13 protein-coding genes are annotated in these 15491 nt (G+C 59.3%); 4 read left to right on the top strand and 9 right to left on the bottom strand.

The annotated features are described in order from the left end of the window. The first annotated feature begins 15 nt into the window (after window positions 1-15). The 3 genes from ACFSOZ_RS03980 to ACFSOZ_RS03970 all read left to right on the top strand — a co-directional run bounded on the left by ACFSOZ_RS03980 (window position 16) and on the right by ACFSOZ_RS03970 (window position 3306). On the top strand, window positions 16-1071 hold the full coding sequence (locus ACFSOZ_RS03980) for an IS110 family RNA-guided transposase (RefSeq protein WP_378976656.1): 1056 nt from the start codon (window positions 16-18) through the stop codon (window positions 1069-1071). 250 nt (window positions 1072-1321) lie between these two features. Then, on the top strand, window positions 1322-2401 hold the full coding sequence (locus ACFSOZ_RS03975) for an IS5 family transposase (protein WP_379093720.1): 1080 nt from the start codon (window positions 1322-1324) through the stop codon (window positions 2399-2401). Window positions 2402-2727: 326 nt separating this feature from the next. Then, the gene (locus ACFSOZ_RS03970; protein ID WP_378926041.1) at window positions 2728-3306 is read left to right on the top strand and encodes a UPF0149 family protein; all 579 of its coding nucleotides are present in this window, start codon (window positions 2728-2730) and stop codon (window positions 3304-3306) included. Window positions 3307-3396: 90 nt separating this feature from the next. On the opposite strand, the gene ACFSOZ_RS03965 is transcribed toward ACFSOZ_RS03970, so the two are convergent. The 9 genes from ACFSOZ_RS03965 to tssA all read right to left on the bottom strand — a co-directional run bounded on the left by ACFSOZ_RS03965 (window position 3397) and on the right by tssA (window position 12999). Then, a complete protein-coding gene (locus ACFSOZ_RS03965; RefSeq protein WP_280952832.1) occupies window positions 3397-3519 on the bottom strand; it encodes a hypothetical protein in 123 nt (40 codons plus the stop codon). Between the two features lie 191 nt (window positions 3520-3710). Then, entirely contained in the window at window positions 3711-5657 is a 1947-nt protein-coding gene (locus tag ACFSOZ_RS03960; protein WP_245331258.1) for a type VI secretion system Vgr family protein, read from the bottom strand. A gap of 119 nt (window positions 5658-5776) precedes the next feature. Further along, entirely contained in the window at window positions 5777-6850 is a 1074-nt protein-coding gene (gene tssG, locus ACFSOZ_RS03955) for a type VI secretion system baseplate subunit TssG (RefSeq protein WP_095090505.1), read from the bottom strand. Beyond that, window positions 6814-8700 carry a type VI secretion system baseplate subunit TssF gene (gene tssF, locus ACFSOZ_RS03950; protein ID WP_095090148.1) on the bottom strand — a complete coding sequence of 629 codons (1887 nt, stop codon included), beginning with the start codon at window positions 8698-8700 and terminating at the stop codon, window positions 6814-6816. The genes tssG and tssF overlap by 37 nt, the downstream gene beginning before the upstream one ends. Continuing rightward, window positions 8700-9203 (bottom strand): type VI secretion system baseplate subunit TssE, encoded by a 504-nt coding sequence (tssE, locus tag ACFSOZ_RS03945; protein ID WP_378926036.1) that lies wholly within the window; start codon window positions 9201-9203, stop codon window positions 8700-8702. Before tssE ends, tssF begins: the two co-directional genes overlap by 1 nt. Window positions 9204-9257: 54 nt before the next feature. Further along, window positions 9258-9794 (bottom strand): type VI secretion system tube protein Hcp, encoded by a 537-nt coding sequence (locus ACFSOZ_RS03940; protein ID WP_095090145.1) that lies wholly within the window; start codon window positions 9792-9794, stop codon window positions 9258-9260. Window positions 9795-9925: 131 nt separating this feature from the next. Beyond that, window positions 9926-11428, bottom strand: coding sequence for a type VI secretion system contractile sheath large subunit (gene tssC / locus ACFSOZ_RS03935; RefSeq protein ID WP_095090143.1), 1503 nt, complete (start codon window positions 11426-11428; stop codon window positions 9926-9928). An 8-nt stretch (window positions 11429-11436) separates the two neighbouring features. Further along, window positions 11437-11970 (bottom strand): type VI secretion system contractile sheath small subunit, encoded by a 534-nt coding sequence (tssB, locus tag ACFSOZ_RS03930; protein WP_095090504.1) that lies wholly within the window; start codon window positions 11968-11970, stop codon window positions 11437-11439. A 39-nt stretch (window positions 11971-12009) separates the two neighbouring features. Further along, the gene (gene tssA / locus ACFSOZ_RS03925) at window positions 12010-12999 is read right to left on the bottom strand and encodes a type VI secretion system protein TssA (protein WP_095090142.1); all 990 of its coding nucleotides are present in this window, start codon (window positions 12997-12999) and stop codon (window positions 12010-12012) included. A gap of 701 nt (window positions 13000-13700) precedes the next feature. On the opposite strand from tssA, the gene xopAG reads away from it, so the two are divergent. Continuing rightward, window positions 13701-15275, top strand: a complete 1575-nt coding sequence (xopAG, locus tag ACFSOZ_RS03920; RefSeq protein ID WP_378926033.1) for a XopAG/AvrGf1 family type III secretion system effector — start codon at window positions 13701-13703, stop codon at window positions 15273-15275. Window positions 15276-15491 lie beyond the last annotated feature (216 nt).

The raw sequence follows: 15491 nt of genomic DNA, 5'->3' as shown, positions 1-15491 counted from the left end.
AGCCCGGTGCCTTAATTGGGCTCGCCGGGATCTGAGCGGGGGGCGCCCGGTAACGGGCGTCCCTACCGCGAAAAGAGCGTTTTCCAATTGCATGGCGTGAACGCAGGCGAGCAACCAGTCCTTCGCAAGAAGCTTTCGCGTAGGGAGATGGTGAAATTCTTCGAGAAAACGCCGCCGACTACTATCGCACTCGAAGCCTGTGGAGGCTCTCATCATTGGGCGAGGCTGTTAAGTTCGTTCGGTCATGAGGTGAAATTGATAGCGCCTCAGTTGGCGAAACCTTATGTGAAACGCGGCAAGAACGACGCGGCGGACGCGGAAGCTTTGTGTGAGGCGATGAGCCGACCGACGATGCGCTTCGTGCCGGTGAAGACCGCGGACCAGCAGGCGGCGTTGATGCTGGTCGGTGTGCGAGAGAGACTCATTCGCAATCGAACGCAGCTCGCCAATGCCATACGCGGGTTTGCCATGGAGTTCGGCATCGTCGCGGCCAAGGGCATGTGCCGAATCGAACCGTTGCTGGAGCGGATTGCGGCGGATCAATCCCTGCCTGAATTGGCCCGCGAGCTTTTTGCCATGCATGGCGTTGAGTATCGCGACTTGCTTACCGAAACGAAAGCCGTCGAGGAAAAACTGACCGCGTTGCATCGCTCCGATGAATGCAGCAGGCGCCTGGCCGAAATTCCGGGTGTCGGGCCGGTCGGCGCATCGCTTTTGATGATGAAGACCCCAGATCCCCGAACGTTCAAGTCGGGTCGCGATTTTGCCGCTTGGATAGGCCTCACGCCCAAAGACCATTCGACTGCAGGCAAGGTCAGACTGGGGGTGATCACACGTGCTGGCGACGAAATGCTGAGGAGCATATTGGTGGTTGGCGCGACTGCTCTTCTTCAGCACGTCAGAGCAGGTCGAAGCAGGCATGCTTCCCGATGGCTCACCGAACTACTGCAAAGGAAGAAACCGAAGCTGGTTGCGGTGGCGCTCGCCAACAAGATTGCCCGTGTCGCCTGGAAGCTCATGGTGAGCGGCGAGGCGTATCGGCGGACAGAGGAGCAAACGCAAGCAACATAGGAATTGGCCATCACGGTGAGCAGAATAGAATGCTACCGTGTTGAGCTGATGCTGTGAACTTGCAAGAGAAAAGCAGATGGTGCGATCGATCGATCCAAGACGCGTGATACTCCGTCAGTTCCATTGGCCTTTCAAGGTCGTTGCCGTGTTAGGAACATGCGTTGCGGAAACCATCTGGAGGTCTCGAAAAACCTCCCCATTTTGACCGGTTTGTGATTCACTGCCGTTGCGATTTGGAAGGAGGGATTGGATGCGGGGACAGGCCGGGTTCTGGGATATCGATGAGCGCTATGCTCGGCTAAGCGAAGCCGGCGATCCCCTGGAGAAGTTGAACGCCGTTGTGCCGTGGGAGGTTTTCCGCAAGCCTTTGGCCAAGGTGCTGAAGCGCTCGGACGGCGCCAGGGGCGGTCGTCCTGCCTACGACCCGGTGATGATGTTCAAGATCATGGTGCTGCAGGCGCTCTACGGGCTGTCCGACGACCAGGCCGAGTTCCAGATCCAGGACCGGCTGTCCTTCATGCGCTTCCTCGGACTGGGGCTCGGCGACAGAGTGCCAGACGCCAAGATGATTTGGCTGTTTCGCGAGCATCTGACGCAGGCCTGCGCGGTGGAGAACCTGTTTGCCCGCTTCGACAAGCACCTCGCCAAGGCCGGCTATCTGGCGATGGGCGGGCAGATCGTCGACGCCACCATCGTGGCGGCGCCGAAGCAGCGCAACACCGACGCCGAGAAGGCCGACATCAAGGCGGGCAAGGTGCCGGACGCATGGAAGGAGAAGCCGGCCAAGCTGCGCCAGAAGGATCGCGATGCCCGCTGGACGGTGAAGTTCTCCAAGGCCAAGGTCGCCGAGGAGGGAAAGGCGCAGCAGCGCGACATCGCCATTCCCGCTTTCGGCTACAAGAACCATGCCGCCATCGACCGCCGGCACGGCTTCATCCGCGGCTGGAACGTCACGAGCGCATCCGCCTATGACGGCGCGCAGCTTCGCAACGTGCTCAACCGCGCCAACACCGGGTCTACGGTCTGGGCCGACACCGCCTATCGCTCGAAGAAGAACGAGGAGTGGCTCGACCGGAACGGATATGTCTCCGAAATCCACCACAAGAAGCCGAAGGGCCGGCCTATGAGCGAAGCGACGTCGCGGGCCAACGGCCGGCGCTCAAAGACCCGAGCCTTCGTCGAGCACGTCTTCGCCCGTCAGAAGGCGCAGATGAAACTCTTCATCCGCACGATCGGCATCGCCCGCGCCAGGACCAAGATCGGCATGACGAACCTCGCCTACAATCTGATGCGCTACGTCTGGCACCAGGGGCGAACTGCGCCTGCATGACGCCAAAAGCGGCGGAAAACGCCGCCGCGACGCCAAACTCGGCACCCAGCATCAACCTCAACGACCAAAACCGAAGCCACTTCCCGCCATCAGCCCGGGCCGAACCGCTTTGCCGCCCCACAGGTCTCGGAAATGCCGTAGTTCGAGGTGCCCATCTTGGCCAGTGGTCATGTGCGACCACACACAAAGGCCGCACATATGGAAGCAAGCGATCCGATCAAAAATATCTGTAAAAAACACTTGCAAGTGGGAGCCGTCCACATATGGAACTGGGGGCGCCGCGAAGAGATGCCGCTCTCCTTGGCGGCATGAGCGCGATCGATGACATGGCGCTGTCGGACGAGGCGCTCGAAGCCTGGATGGCCGCCAAGACCGCCCGCCGCCCGTTGGTGCGGACCATGTCGGCGCTGGATGGCTTCGTAACGGCGGCGGTCACCGGGCCGCGGTTCGCGGACCCGCAAGACTGGATGTGCCCGCTCATGGGGTTGCCGCGCGACGTCTTGGCCAAAGGCTCTGCAACCGATCATGCCGTGTTTGCCAGCCTCGCCAGGATTCACAACCGGCTCAACGAGACGCTGTTCGACAGACCGCAGGATTATGCGCCCCGATTCGCCACCAAGCCCAGCGGCGGCATCGACCCCCGGCCGTGGTGCCAAGGGTTCTACGCGGCCATGAATCTCAACATCAAACGCTGGAAACGGCTGCTCGACCTCGACAACCCCAACCACGGCCTGCTGCTGCCGATCCTGATCTACTGCATCGACAAAAAGGGCAGGCCCGCCCTTGGCAAGCCCCGACCGGGGCCCGAGACCGCGCATTTCATCGAGCACGAGGCCTACAAAGACATCGCCCTCGTCATCCCAGCCCTCCGCGAACTCCACTACGTCACCCACTACCATCAGTGATCGGCGCCGGCGCGCCGGCCAACGAGCGACCTACCATAGACGAGCCACAAGACGATTTTGGGCAAGGTGCCTTGGTGCATCGCTTACCGCTCAGTTGACCATTATCTTGATGGTCGCGACCGCCGGCGGCGTATCAAATGCCATCGCGTGAACCTTTTCCTTGCGCCATATCTTCACCTTGGTTTGCTGCCTGCGTTCCCGGCTCGCCGCCATGGTTCTTCGTCAAACCAGCCAAGCAACTCCTCGGTAACTCCTGCAAATGGATCAGGTCGCCGCCGTTCTCGCTTTTGTTTTGATTTCAGCCACGCGGTGGGACGGGTTTCGTCGCCCCCTTCCAGGCAGTTCGCACTCCTGAGAGGAACCTACCGAGCGCGGGCTCCGTCACGGGTGCCGCATGGCCTTCATCATCGCTGGCGTGGGCGGGCCTGGTGTCGTCGGTGGGATGGAAACGGTGGCTCCGAGCCTGGGAGTCGTTGCCAAAAGCCGATCGTCGCACCGGCGATGCTGATACCCTTGCCGCTGATTTCGATCGCCTGCTGACCGGTTTTGCCCATTGCCACAAGGCGGATCTTATCGGGCGTCACCTCGATGCAGTTGCCGGCTGAAGTCAGGAGGTACTGACCCTTGACATCGATGCAATAGGAATTACCAACCTCCACGGTATGGTCCCTTTCTGCCTTCAGATAGACCTCTTCGCAACCTTGTTTGTCCTCGAAGCGCAGCTCGTTGTAGGCATTGACGGCGCCCTGATCGGTGTGCGTTCGGAAAGTCGAGCAGGTCTTGTCCAGCGGCAGGGTTTCAGGAGGCAGGTTAGAGCCGTTGTAGACGACACCGGTCACCAGGGGCCAATCTGGATTGCCGTGAATAAAGTTCACGACAACCTCCTGGCCGATCCGGGGAATGATGACGTGGCCGAAGCCCTTACCCGCCGAGCTCTGGGCAACCCTGATCCAACAGGAGCTGGTGTCGTCCTTATTGCCTTCGCGGTCCCAGAAGAACTGCACCTTGATGCGGCCGAACTGGTCCGTCGCGATCGTATCTCCCTTTGGGCCCACGACGACCGCCGTATGCGGTCCCCGAATCTCCGGCTCGGGCGTGCGGCGCGGCGGGCGATACTGGGTGGTCGCGGGGATAATCTCCACCGTGCTACGATATACGACTTCTCTCTCCCGACCCGCGGCGTCCGCTTCGGTGCGAATGTCCCCCAACTCTGCGACCAAAGTGAAATCACTCGCGACCGCCAAAAACCGATCACTGGGCGTTGGGCGCGCACCCACATCGCCATAGTAAAAGGGATTCGCAGCCTTGAAGATCAACCCTGTTCTAATCTGGCGTGCCGTACATTCGACCCGCGCACGATAAGCGTTGCAGGCGAGCTCTTCGGCGCGGATGCAAGCATAGAAATCCCCGTCCGCTTTTTCGGTGTAGCGTCCCGGATAGACGAAGGTCTCCCGAATTGCCGTGGAGCCGCCGCCAAAGGCTGTTGAGGTATTGACTGGCCTGAAGCGCCCGGCCTCGGGAGATCGGATGAAGGTGCCTTCCACAGGCTTGCAAGCTGGAATGCCTCCGATCTTCACGGAAGGAACTTGCGCGACGGCCGTGAGCTCTGCCCTCGGCTTCTCATGGTTGTAGTCCTTGAGAACGACCTTGTTCGGCTGGAGCGACACGACCTCCTCCCAACGCAGGATGACGTCGTCCCGATGTAGATTTGGCGCAGGCCTGAGGTTGTGGTGCGTCTCCACGATCTCGGGCGCGCAGGCGATGTGGCTCGCGGCGTTGTCGACCAGCACTAGGTCGTGTTGGTCCTCCGCATGTTCAAAATAGTAGTAGATGCCGTCCTGCTCCATCAGTCGGCTGACAAAGGCCAGATCCGTCTCATCGTACTGGACGCAGTAGGAGCGCTGTGGGAATCGTCCGGTGGTCTGGTTCTTAAAATTTCCTTTGTGTTCCCGAAAAATCGTGGTGATGATCTCTATGCTGGTCTTGTTTTGAAAGATCCGACTGTTGGAGCGATAATCGAGAAGCGAAAGCCAAGGTCGCATCTGCGCCACGTAGTTCAGGTTTGCTCCGTCATCGTGCCCCAAGTATTGGAACTCCGTAACGATGCCGTGGAAGAAGCGCATTGCAGAGCCCTTGAGTTTAAGGCCTACCGCCAAGCTTTGCCCGGGAATCGTAGCAAAGTTCTGGATCGGATGGCGGCTGACGAGCCTCACCTCGTAGTGGAAGAGTTGCCCCAGCCGCTCGGTGCCTGTGAGCCGTCGGAGAAAAACATCATCGGGGTCGAACGCGGCCAAGGTGACCGCAGCAGAACAATTGCGCTTCAGGAGATTGTCGATTTTTGATCGGACCATCATTGTGTTCCTTGGTTTCGCTGCGATCTGGCGTAAGTGGAAAAGACCCAACCGAAGACCCGCTAGCAAAATGTGATGGAAAGCGTCGTCGAACCGGTGTGGGCGCCACGCTCAAGCAGTTACGGCGGAATTGGACACAATTGCTCCAGCCGCTGATCAGGCGGGGTAGTCGTTAGGTCATCGGCGTCCCGCCGCATCTCCCGCTTGCCTATCCAACTCGTCCAGCCGAGCCTGCCGCGGCGACCCAGCCGCACTTCCGGCATCTCCTCGCGGCGGAGGACAAGATTGACCTCCCAGTCCAGTTCATCTCCAATATAATTGCGGATGATCTGAGCCATGGTCCTAAGACCGAGAGCCCCGGGCAAAAGCGACTCGTACTGAACCAGGCTGAGCGGACCGACAATGAGACGAAAGCGGTGGTGGTGCACTCTGATCCTCCTACCGGCAGTAGCCGTGCAGCCCAGCCTGCCCGTGCGCGGGTCGAGGCCCAGGAGGCAGAGCGAGACGCGGGGCAGTTTGACCCATTGCGGGACAAACTCACGTGTATCGACCGGCGCCTCGAAGAAGCTCGCGACGATGGCGGCAAGCCCCTCGGGATTGCGGGTGTGTGAGGCGAGACGGCCGGTGAAGTGGAGTTTGGCCAGATCGGGCATAGCATCTCGTGCAAGCAGGGCGGTCATGCCAAAGCCGGCGAGGGAGGCGAGCTGAAGCGCGAAGCGATCTTCGTGTGGCCTGTCGTGGCTTACGGTCGGCTCACTCTCCGCCCAGGCACGAAAGAAGAACGAGGCCATACGGTGATGGAAGATATCGGCAAACCTGACCAGCGTCTCATCCGCGGCGTTTTGCTGTCTGAGAAGAGCATACTCCGTCAAATGCAACGGGAGAGGACCGTTGGATCCGAACAATCCGAAGAGGTAAGTGGAGATTCGCGCAAAATCAGTCTCCCCTCCATCCGTCACGCCCGCGATCGGTCGCGTCGGAAAGGCGAGCGAGGGCTCTTGGCCGATCCGCACCCGATCCAGGCTCGGCCGGCCCGATTCCCCCAGTCGAGGTCGATCTGAGCAGATCGCGTCGACCCGCCGCAGAGCCTCGAAGAAGTCGTAACCATGCGGTTCGGCTGCAACGGCGCTGAGGAATTGGCCGAGAGCGTCCGCAATCAGAGGATCGCCCGGCGGCCGGTCATCGTCGGCCATCGCATGATCTCCCCTCGTTGCAACGTCGAGACGACCGTCTCCGTGAAGCTGTTGATCGAAACGTATTTTGCGAAGAACTGGTTGAGTACCGAGGCGAGCGGAAAGATGCCGACGCCTTCGAAAGCCGCTTCGTCCAGGGTGATGCCAACCTCGATTCCACGTGCCACGGCGGCTTGTCCACCGCCAGGCAGCCGCCGGATCGCAGGTTGTGACCGGATCTCCCGGATGCCGTCGATCTGCCGTGAGGCGCACGCATTGTCCGGATCGATGTAGAGGCGCAGGAGTTCGCGCAGCGCCTCTGCGCCTTGGTGACCACCCCTGTCGGAATTACTGACTGAAAGGTAGTTCAGCGAAAGGTGGCTGATCAGTTTCCAGGTGAAATCGCCGTTGGCGAAGGAGTGGCCTGGTCGGCTCGGTGGCGATATGCACCGGGTGGCGGTAACCGGAGCGCCGATTTCCAGGGTGAAGTCGGTCTCGTCTCGGCCGATCGGTAACAGCAGCGGCAAATCCCGGTTCGAGCACAGGCAGCGCACCGACAACTGCTGAGGTCCCGCCGAATAGGGACCCGCCCGGCGATCGACCAGAGAGACGAAGGTCTCGCTGCCGATATAGCCAGTTCGCGCCCCATTCGATCGTTGGTGCTCCGACATCTGCCGCTGCTCCCGCCGGAGCATGTAGTACCTGGAGTGCTGCTCCTCCCGGCCGTGCGCGCTGATGCTGTAGAAGGGGAGGAACTCGGCGGGGGCTGCTCCGTTGCTCTCTCCGTAGCCACTCATTGCGAGGATGGAGTGAACCTCAAAGTCGAGGGGCCTCATCCTGTCTACGATTACATTATGCTCATGGTCTTTTTCCCTCACGTGAATTCGATCAGCTTGGCGTTCGAACAAATTGATCGCAGGGGTCGCGAAGAGAGCGATGTTCTCAGGTCCGAGATGACGTTCCAGCCGTGGTTCGACTCGGCCAAGCGCGAACACGATCTCGAGGCTTTCCGTCGTTGACAGGGACACGGCGTCGGCAAGCCCACTCACCTCGACGAACAACGTCCGCTCCGCGATGGCGAAATACTCCTGCAGGAGACGGTAACCGTCGAAGGAGCGTGGGACCTCGGGCAGGAGCGCGCAGTTCGGCTCGAGACCACGCTGCCGCAGCATATTGAGCGGGATTCTCTCCTGCCAAGTGATTGGCCGGCCGACGGGACGGGCAACGATGGCGCGTGTGTCGGCGATCAGCTGCTCGGCAAGCGCCGCACCGATGCCACCGGGCCCGAGAAGGTGTAGTGTCAGGGCCTTAAGTGAGAGTCGATTGAATGGCATGCCGTTGGTGGTACGAAGCCGCAGTCGAAAGGCAGCCTTCACCTGTTGCCGGGCCGGAAGATCCAGGGAGGAGATCTGCCCGGGCGTCGCGAAGTAGTCGGCGGCGCTCACCATGATCGGCCATAGATGGACGTCGTGAGCCGTGCGGAACTCGCAATGGGTGACGGCGCCCGGAGCGAGTCGGCCGAAAAGTTTGGTTCCGCGCGGCACGACGTATGCATTCTCGATCGGTCCGGCTTCCGCATCCGGTTCGAAGCGCACGATCGTCATCGACGGTATCGGCGGTAGAAAGTGCGGATACACCATCTCCAACAGGTGCTGCGTGAAATTCGGGAAACGTGACTGCAGCTTCAGCTGCACCCGCGCGGCCATGAAGGCGAAGCCTTCCAGCAGCCGCTCGACATAAGGATCGGCGACCTCTTCTGCTTCCATCCCGAGCCGTCCGGCAACCTTCGGGAAGGAGCGAGCAAATTCGGCCCCCATCTCGCGCATGTAGGCCAGCTCATCGTTGTACAATCCGAGAAGCCGGGGATCCATCAGCTTGTCTCCGGATCCAAACCAACACGGACAACTTGGAGTTCGGGATCCACCTCCGTGCGCATTGTCATCGGCAGCGGAGCAGGCAGCGCCCACAGATCGGCCGCAATCTTAAAGCGAAAGGAGCTGCAGTCCTGTCCGTCGTTGAGGACCATCACCTTAATACTGCGCGGTAAGAGCCGCGGCTCGAATCGCTGCAGGCTCTCGGCGATTTCGTCTCCCAAGGCGCTCGAATCGATGCCTTCGCGGATGTGCCCGCTGAGAGGCCGGACCCCGTAGTTGAGTGTGCTGGCCGCGACGAGGGGGTATGCGTGGAGTGCCACGCTTGAAGCCAATTGATTCGTGTTCAACAGCCAGGACACGTCGCGTAGAATCACCTCTTGTAGTTGGCGAATTGAGAAACTGCGCTTGTCCTGCGTTTCGCACGCGCTGTTCGGCTCATCGTCAGTGAGCCTGTCGAGGAGGGAAGGCTGCACCAGATCCCGCCTAAGATGCCTGGTCATGTTCGATCTCCAGAATCGCAATTTTCGACGAGGCGACTGCCAATTTCGCCACCGTCAGCTGACAACCAGCTTATTGAACTCGGCGCTGTTCGAGACCTGGTTCCAGATCCCTTCGCCTGCCTTGGTTAGAGCGCCATGCATATCCTGCTTGTAATAGATCATCTTGCAGGCGCCGAACCGGCAGGTGATCGTCTCCTCCGGAGCGTCTTCCGCATAGGCCCACTCGACCTTCTCGATCGCGAGCATGTTGAAACTCCAGTGCAAGAATAGGTTGGAATCAGCTGTGAGAAGTCCGCTGCCTGTCGACTTGAAGAGCTTTAAGTCAACGTCGTTAAAATGCGCGCCTCGACCGCAGGCCACGTACAGCGCGGATGAGGCGCTATCCACCTGCTTCTTAATAGTGAAAACCTCGAATTCAGCCTTGCCTGTCCCAGCGCCGACAGTGTGAGGCCCGATGTTGAGCTTGTTTTCGATTGAGAAGCTCCATTCGTCGGCAAGCGTAAAACCATCCTTCAGGATAAGAGATTCCCCTTTGGGCTGAATGCCATCCTTGGACACTGTGTTGAACTTCATGACTGCGTCGAACGCCATGACGAATTCTCCTTCGGTATCGTGACACTGGGGCCGGGCGGTTTTGTCATATAGAGCTGCCGGGTGCGGCGAACGGCCCTCTGCGGACCAAATTTGCCTTCGCCACTTCCTTTATGGAAGGACGTACCCTCTCAGCCTTTTCGGGCAGACGGCAGGCGCGACACCAGCCTCAGAGAGATGGTCAAGCCTTCAAGCTGGTAATGCGGCCGCAGATAGAATCTGGCAGTGTAATAACCAGGATTGTCTTCAGCCTCGTCCACCTCGACCTTGGCTGAGGAGAGCGGCTGTTGTGCCTTGCTTTCTTCGCTCCCCAGCTCGGGCGAGGGGTGGACGTAACGCTGGATCCATTGGTTGAGCCACTCCTCGACCTCATGGCGCTCTTTAAACGTGCCAATCTTGTCCCGAACCAGGCACTTCAAATAATGGGCAAAGCGGCAGATTGCGAAAATGTAGGGTAGCCTAGCGCTGAGCTCAGCATTCGCTGACGCGTCCAAGTCTTCGTACTTGATCGGTTTGTTGACGGTCTGAGCGCCAATAAATACGCCAAGATCGGTATTCTTGCGGTGCAGCAGCGGCAGAAGGCCGTTCTTGGAGAGCTCGGCCTCGCGGCGGTCGCTGATCGCGGTCTCAGTGGGGCATTTTAGATCAACGCCGCCGTCGTCGCTTCGGAAGGTATGCACCGGCAGGCCTTCGACGAGGCCACCGGATTCTACACCGCGTATTCTGGAGAGCCAGCCGTAGAGCTTAAACGAGCGTGTGATGTTTACCCCCATGGCATAGGCTGCGTTCGTCCAGAGGTACCTTTGGCTATCGCCGCCGTCCGTCTCCTCCTCGAAGGCGAATTCGTCGACCGGGTTGGTCTTGGTCCCGTAGGGCAACCGCCCGAGGGTGCGCGGCAGCGTCAGCGCCACGTATCGCGAGTTTTCGCTCTCGCGAAATGCTCGCCAAGTGGCGTGCTCGGGCGTTAGGAAAATCTTCGTGATGTCGCGTGGGTTCGAGAGCTCGCGCCAAGAGTCCATCTGCAGCAGATGCGGGGAGACAGCAGAAATGAGAGGGGAGTGGCTTGCCGCAGCAATTTGCGCGAGTCCCGATAGCAATTCTATGTCTGGCGGGGTATGGTCGAAATAGTAGTCGGCAATCAGGCAGCCATAGGGTTCACCGCCGATCTGCCCATATTCTTCTTCGTAGATTTTCTTGAATAGCGGGCTCTGATCCCAGGAGACGCCCTTGTATTTTTTCAGGGCACGAGAAAGCTCCTTCTTGGAGACGGGAAGAAAGCGAATCTTTAGCGTCTCGTCTGTCTCGGTGTTCACCGTAAGGTGATGCAAGCCCCGCCAGGCTGATTCCAGATTTTGGAAATCCTCGTGATGGAGGATCTCGTTGACTTGTGTGGACAGCTTGTCATCGATGGACGCAATAATCGACTGGATAGTAGCCACGATGTCGTCGCTGATCAGGGACGTGTTACCAAGCGCCTGCTCGGCCAGTGTTCTGACTGCGCTATCCACGGCATCACGGGCTTGGTCCGAGTAGATCCTTAACTCGCATTGTAGCAAGCTGCTGAAACCGTCCGGATCAAACGTAGCAACAGTGGCGTCTTGCAACACGGCGGAGATTGTATCTGTGGACGTCATGATCAATTCTACTTCGTCTCTGTGGGTGGCAACTGAGGCGCTTTATGTTCAGCCTCGGGCACGCCGCTCAGGGCGCTGAGCAGGGACCGGTCGGCGAGCAAATTGGCGATCAACCGCTCGGCACCGTTCTTGCCGTCCATGTAGGCTAGAAGATTAGAAAGCTGCGTTCGCGCCTCAAGCAGCTTGTTCAAACTGTCGACCTTACGCGCCACGGCCGCAGGCGAGAAATCGTGCATTCGCTCGAAACTCAATTCGATGGCAAGCTGGCCTTCGCCCGTCAACAGGTTCGCTACCCGCATCGCCACCCTGGGCTTCAGCGATTTGAGCCGATCATCGAAGTTGTCAATGTCGATCTCCATCATCTTGCGCTCGGCAAGCGGAGGCAACGGCGCGGCAGGATCGCCTACGAGATCAGACATGACGCCGACCACGAAGGGAAGCTGCACCTTCTTTTGCGAGCCGTAGGTCTCGACGTCGTATTCGATTTGGACGCGAGGAGGGCGATTTCGCGAAATGAACTTTTGACTGCTCTCCTTTGCCATGTGTTCCATTCTCCTTGTCGGCTATGAAGTTGCGATGCCTCAAGTACCCTCGTCGGCAATCAGGCCGGCTATGGAGCGGTAGTGCGCAGCACCCTCCGGCGCCAGCTCTGCCACTAGAGCCATGAAGTCCTTCGACACGAGACGCTTCGCCCGCTCGAGCAGCGCTGGTACGGGGCTGGCCGGCTCGTTAACTTGATACCAGCGGCAAACGCGGCCGAGGATATTGACGACGTCATCTCGGTCGCGGATCTCTCCCGGATATGGGGCGTCGCCAGAATCCTCCGACAGGGGCATTGCGGCCACGGGCTCGGAGCGTCTATGGGCATCGACCAGTTCCTTGCCTTGGCGAAGCAGCGCTGTTAGAGGTTGGAAACGGACGGCTTCGGCCATGTCGACGCGCCGCTTAACGCTACCATCCAAATCGATGACCGCCGAGAGGCTGGCGTCGAGATCACCGCTTGTTTGGTCGAACTGGCCAGGATCGGTGTCGCCAAAGGCGAGTTTGATGGTCGTGGTATCAACTTCACATGGCTGAGACTGCTGCGCTGACATCCAGTCACCGAGCGCAAATGCTCCGAACCGCCTGGAAGCGGTGAGAGGAACGCGGCGGATGTCCGCCATAAGCCCGGAGGGATCGCACAGATTTGCCAAAGCATTGAGACGCACGGTCTGGTCGCCGCCGTCGTCTGCATCCGGCCGCGGATGTAGCTCCGGCCAGTAAATCTCGACATAAGCGACGAGAAGCTCAAGGCTCTTGGCCAGTCCAGAGAAGCCGAACTGGCTGACAGCGGAGCGTGTCAGCAAGACGCCGATGCGAAGGTCTTTGGTACGCGTAGCAAGGTCGAGGCCGAGCCGCCACACCTCTTCCCAATTGGGAGCCTCTTCCGCCTTGAGAGAGCCGCCGATATGCTGGGCAGGCCTCCCCTGCGACGCCATCTCAAATTCCAGGAAGCTTAAGTCGTAATCGAGAGCGTCCCCGCACGCGTTGCCCTCGCTGACCGGCCTCAATAGATATTCTGCATCGAGCATGACAACCCTGGACGTCGTGACTTTTACTGGGTCCGTGCTACCCCGATCCCGGAGTGCCTTGGGCCCTTTCGCTCATTTTAATGATGATCCCGGGATATTTCGCATGCGTGATTGATATGCAGGTATGCTGAAGCGCGGAGTCCACGCTTCATCCTGTGGCTGATATCGGCTGCGCATGTAGAGGAGCAGTGAATGCCTGGGGTGAGCGGTTGTGTGCGTCAAATTCTGCAAAAAGGGGCGGCCACGAGGCTGCTTGGTCGTCGAGCCTGACCGAGAGCAACTCTGTCGCCGTGCATCATGGAATATTGATTGTGCATGGCAAGGGGCGGCTGCCAGGCACTAGCATGGGACGCTCACTATCCTGGTATGGAGTGGCGGCAGTGACCACGGAATGGTGGATCGAAGGCATGACCCAAGGGGAAGCGGAGCTGGACCACGTCCTGGACGCATGGGTTGCAAAAGAGGATCAAAGAGAAAATGAGAATCGGGAAGAGGCAACAAGACGCCTGCAGCGATGACTGGCCAGAGCAGGTTTGACCGGTGCCGGCGACGCTGACGCCGAGCGGGAGCTCGGATTCACATCCGTAACGAGATCGCCCGCGAAATTAAGGGCGAGCTGACGCGCCAGGTGTTTGGTAACCGCGACATCGATCTGTGCGGCAGATTAAAAAGCGGCGAAGCGGAGGCGTCGTAAGGGCGACATGAGGGGTGGAAATAGAGAACCTAAAGGCGCATTAACGGTGACCCAGCGGCTTCTTGACGGAGTGGCTGGGGATCCGAGTGCGAGGAGTGTATTTTACGCTTGGGTTCGTGCACTCACCGAGGTTGGTTCCCAGAGCACGGCGCCACCCCCTGCAAGGCATTCTGCACTGCTGAATCCGGAGGGAGAGCTCGGCAGGAAAGGAGCGGGGAAAGGCGGAACGGGGCAAGGATCGAGCCTTTCCGCGCGCGCGGTTAAGTACGGCTTGTTCCTCGCGGGTGCGGGCTACGCCTACAACGAAGTCGCCAACAACTTCTTCCTGTCCACCACGGCGTTGCATGACGGGAAAATGGGCTTCACCAGCAACGAGCGGCTCAGGACCGCTCACGCGAAAGCGAGGGAGTATTATGACAGCTATCACGCCGCCGGCGCCGAAACCCAGCGTTCGAGTGAGCGCACCGCGGATCGAATCCGTACCTGTGGCAACAATCAATTTGCAACGTTGATTGATTACCGGGCGGCGACCCGCGTGCACGTCGCGCGCCTCGTGGACGATGAGCAGGCGCGCGCGTCACTCATTCTGAACCTGGCGTGCATGAAGGGTCATCTTGTTAAAAATGAGTGCGTGACCAAGTACAGGCCGCCGCAAGTCCCCAAGGATCCGGACCTTACAAAGAGCCAGCTGTACGATCAGAAGAACAAGTACGCTTTGACAGGCGTACTCAACGAGAAGACCGGTGCCTACGGCTACACGTCAAGGTCAATCACTCATCCCTTCGTGAACAAGGGTGCCCGGCACTTCCACGATACCATCCGCAGCGAGAAGGGCGTAACTCTCAAGCGATGCAACGAGACACTCGAAGCACTCCTCGACAAGGACTGCGGGCTTGGCGAGGAAGCTCAGTTCGCGGCCGGCCAAGCCATTCTTAATTTTAGACAGGTCTATGCTGCGCACTGGGGCCATGCCGAAAAGGTCGTGATGAAGACTCTGGTTGAGCACGGCTTCCTGTCACCGGTGGAGACTGAGAAGCTCGATTCGACTCTGATGTTCGAGAAACCCGACAAGAACAAGCTGCAGCGCAACACTAGCTTGGTGGGTCCGTGGCTGCACAATTTCGAAACCCGGCTCCAGGAGATCCGATCGGGTCAGGAGCCCGCAGTGGTCGCGGATCTGAACCATCCGCAAATCGCGGACATGAAATACCTGCCCATCGCGCATTTCAAGTTGAACGAGCAGGGTAATGGTTTCGAGGACTGCTCTGGACTGGGCGATTCATTCACATGCGCCAATGCCGTCGCCTGCATCAACCACGCTCGTTTAATGAGTGGTCGGCAGCGGCTCTCGAAGGAAGAGGTCATGGTAATCATTGCGTGCGTCAACGCAGTGTACGATGACACGGGTTCAATGCGGCATACGCTTCACGAGATAGCGCGCGGCTGTTTCGCGGGCGCTGGCTACACCATCGAGGATGCGGATGAGTTCTACACGGTTGTCTGCCGAAAGGCAGCGGAAGAGTTTTATGGTGGAAGGAACCTCTCGAAGCGTATTGGTGATAGTGTCGGGCCTTCTACGTAGACAGGCCCGCGCTTTAACCGATACCATTGGGAAGGACCGGCCTCGACGGCATTCGATGTTGCTTGGCGATCATTCGCAGGTGGTTCGATGCGTGCAGCGTCGGATTCCGCTGCTTCGCCGTTGATCCAGAAGGCATTTGGTGGACCGCCGCGGCTCTAAGTATCTGCTCCAAAAAGAAGTGAGTGATTTCAGCGGGTTGTGATTCAGTCGGATTGC

This window comes from Mesorhizobium newzealandense (assembly GCF_042682145.1).
Taxonomy (GTDB): Bacteria; Pseudomonadota; Alphaproteobacteria; order Rhizobiales; family Rhizobiaceae; genus Mesorhizobium; species Mesorhizobium newzealandense.
Note: the sequence above shows the minus strand (reverse complement) of the source record. Positions and strands in the feature narration are given on the sequence as shown.

Coding starts and splice junctions, on each gene's coding strand:
- tssF (WP_095090148.1), bottom strand. CDS start 8,700: ATGGATCCCCGGCTTCTCGGATTGTACAACGATGAGCTGGCCTACATG.
- ACFSOZ_RS03960 (WP_245331258.1), bottom strand. CDS start 5,657: ATGGTCCGATCAAAAATCGACAATCTCCTGAAGCGCAATTGTTCTGCT.
- xopAG (WP_378926033.1), top strand. CDS start 13,701: ATGAGGGGTGGAAATAGAGAACCTAAAGGCGCATTAACGGTGACCCAG.
- ACFSOZ_RS03940 (WP_095090145.1), bottom strand. CDS start 9,794: ATGGCGTTCGACGCAGTCATGAAGTTCAACACAGTGTCCAAGGATGGC.
- tssG (WP_095090505.1), bottom strand. CDS start 6,850: ATGGCCGACGATGACCGGCCGCCGGGCGATCCTCTGATTGCGGACGCT.
- tssB (WP_095090504.1), bottom strand. CDS start 11,970: ATGGCAAAGGAGAGCAGTCAAAAGTTCATTTCGCGAAATCGCCCTCCT.
- tssE (WP_378926036.1), bottom strand. CDS start 9,203: ATGACCAGGCATCTTAGGCGGGATCTGGTGCAGCCTTCCCTCCTCGAC.
- ACFSOZ_RS03970 (WP_378926041.1), top strand. CDS start 2,728: ATGGCGCTGTCGGACGAGGCGCTCGAAGCCTGGATGGCCGCCAAGACC.
- tssC (WP_095090143.1), bottom strand. CDS start 11,428: ATGACGTCCACAGATACAATCTCCGCCGTGTTGCAAGACGCCACTGTT.
- tssA (WP_095090142.1), bottom strand. CDS start 12,999: ATGCTCGATGCAGAATATCTATTGAGGCCGGTCAGCGAGGGCAACGCG.
- ACFSOZ_RS03975 (WP_379093720.1), top strand. CDS start 1,322: ATGCGGGGACAGGCCGGGTTCTGGGATATCGATGAGCGCTATGCTCGG.
- ACFSOZ_RS03965 (WP_280952832.1), bottom strand. CDS start 3,519: ATGGCGGCGAGCCGGGAACGCAGGCAGCAAACCAAGGTGAAGATATGG.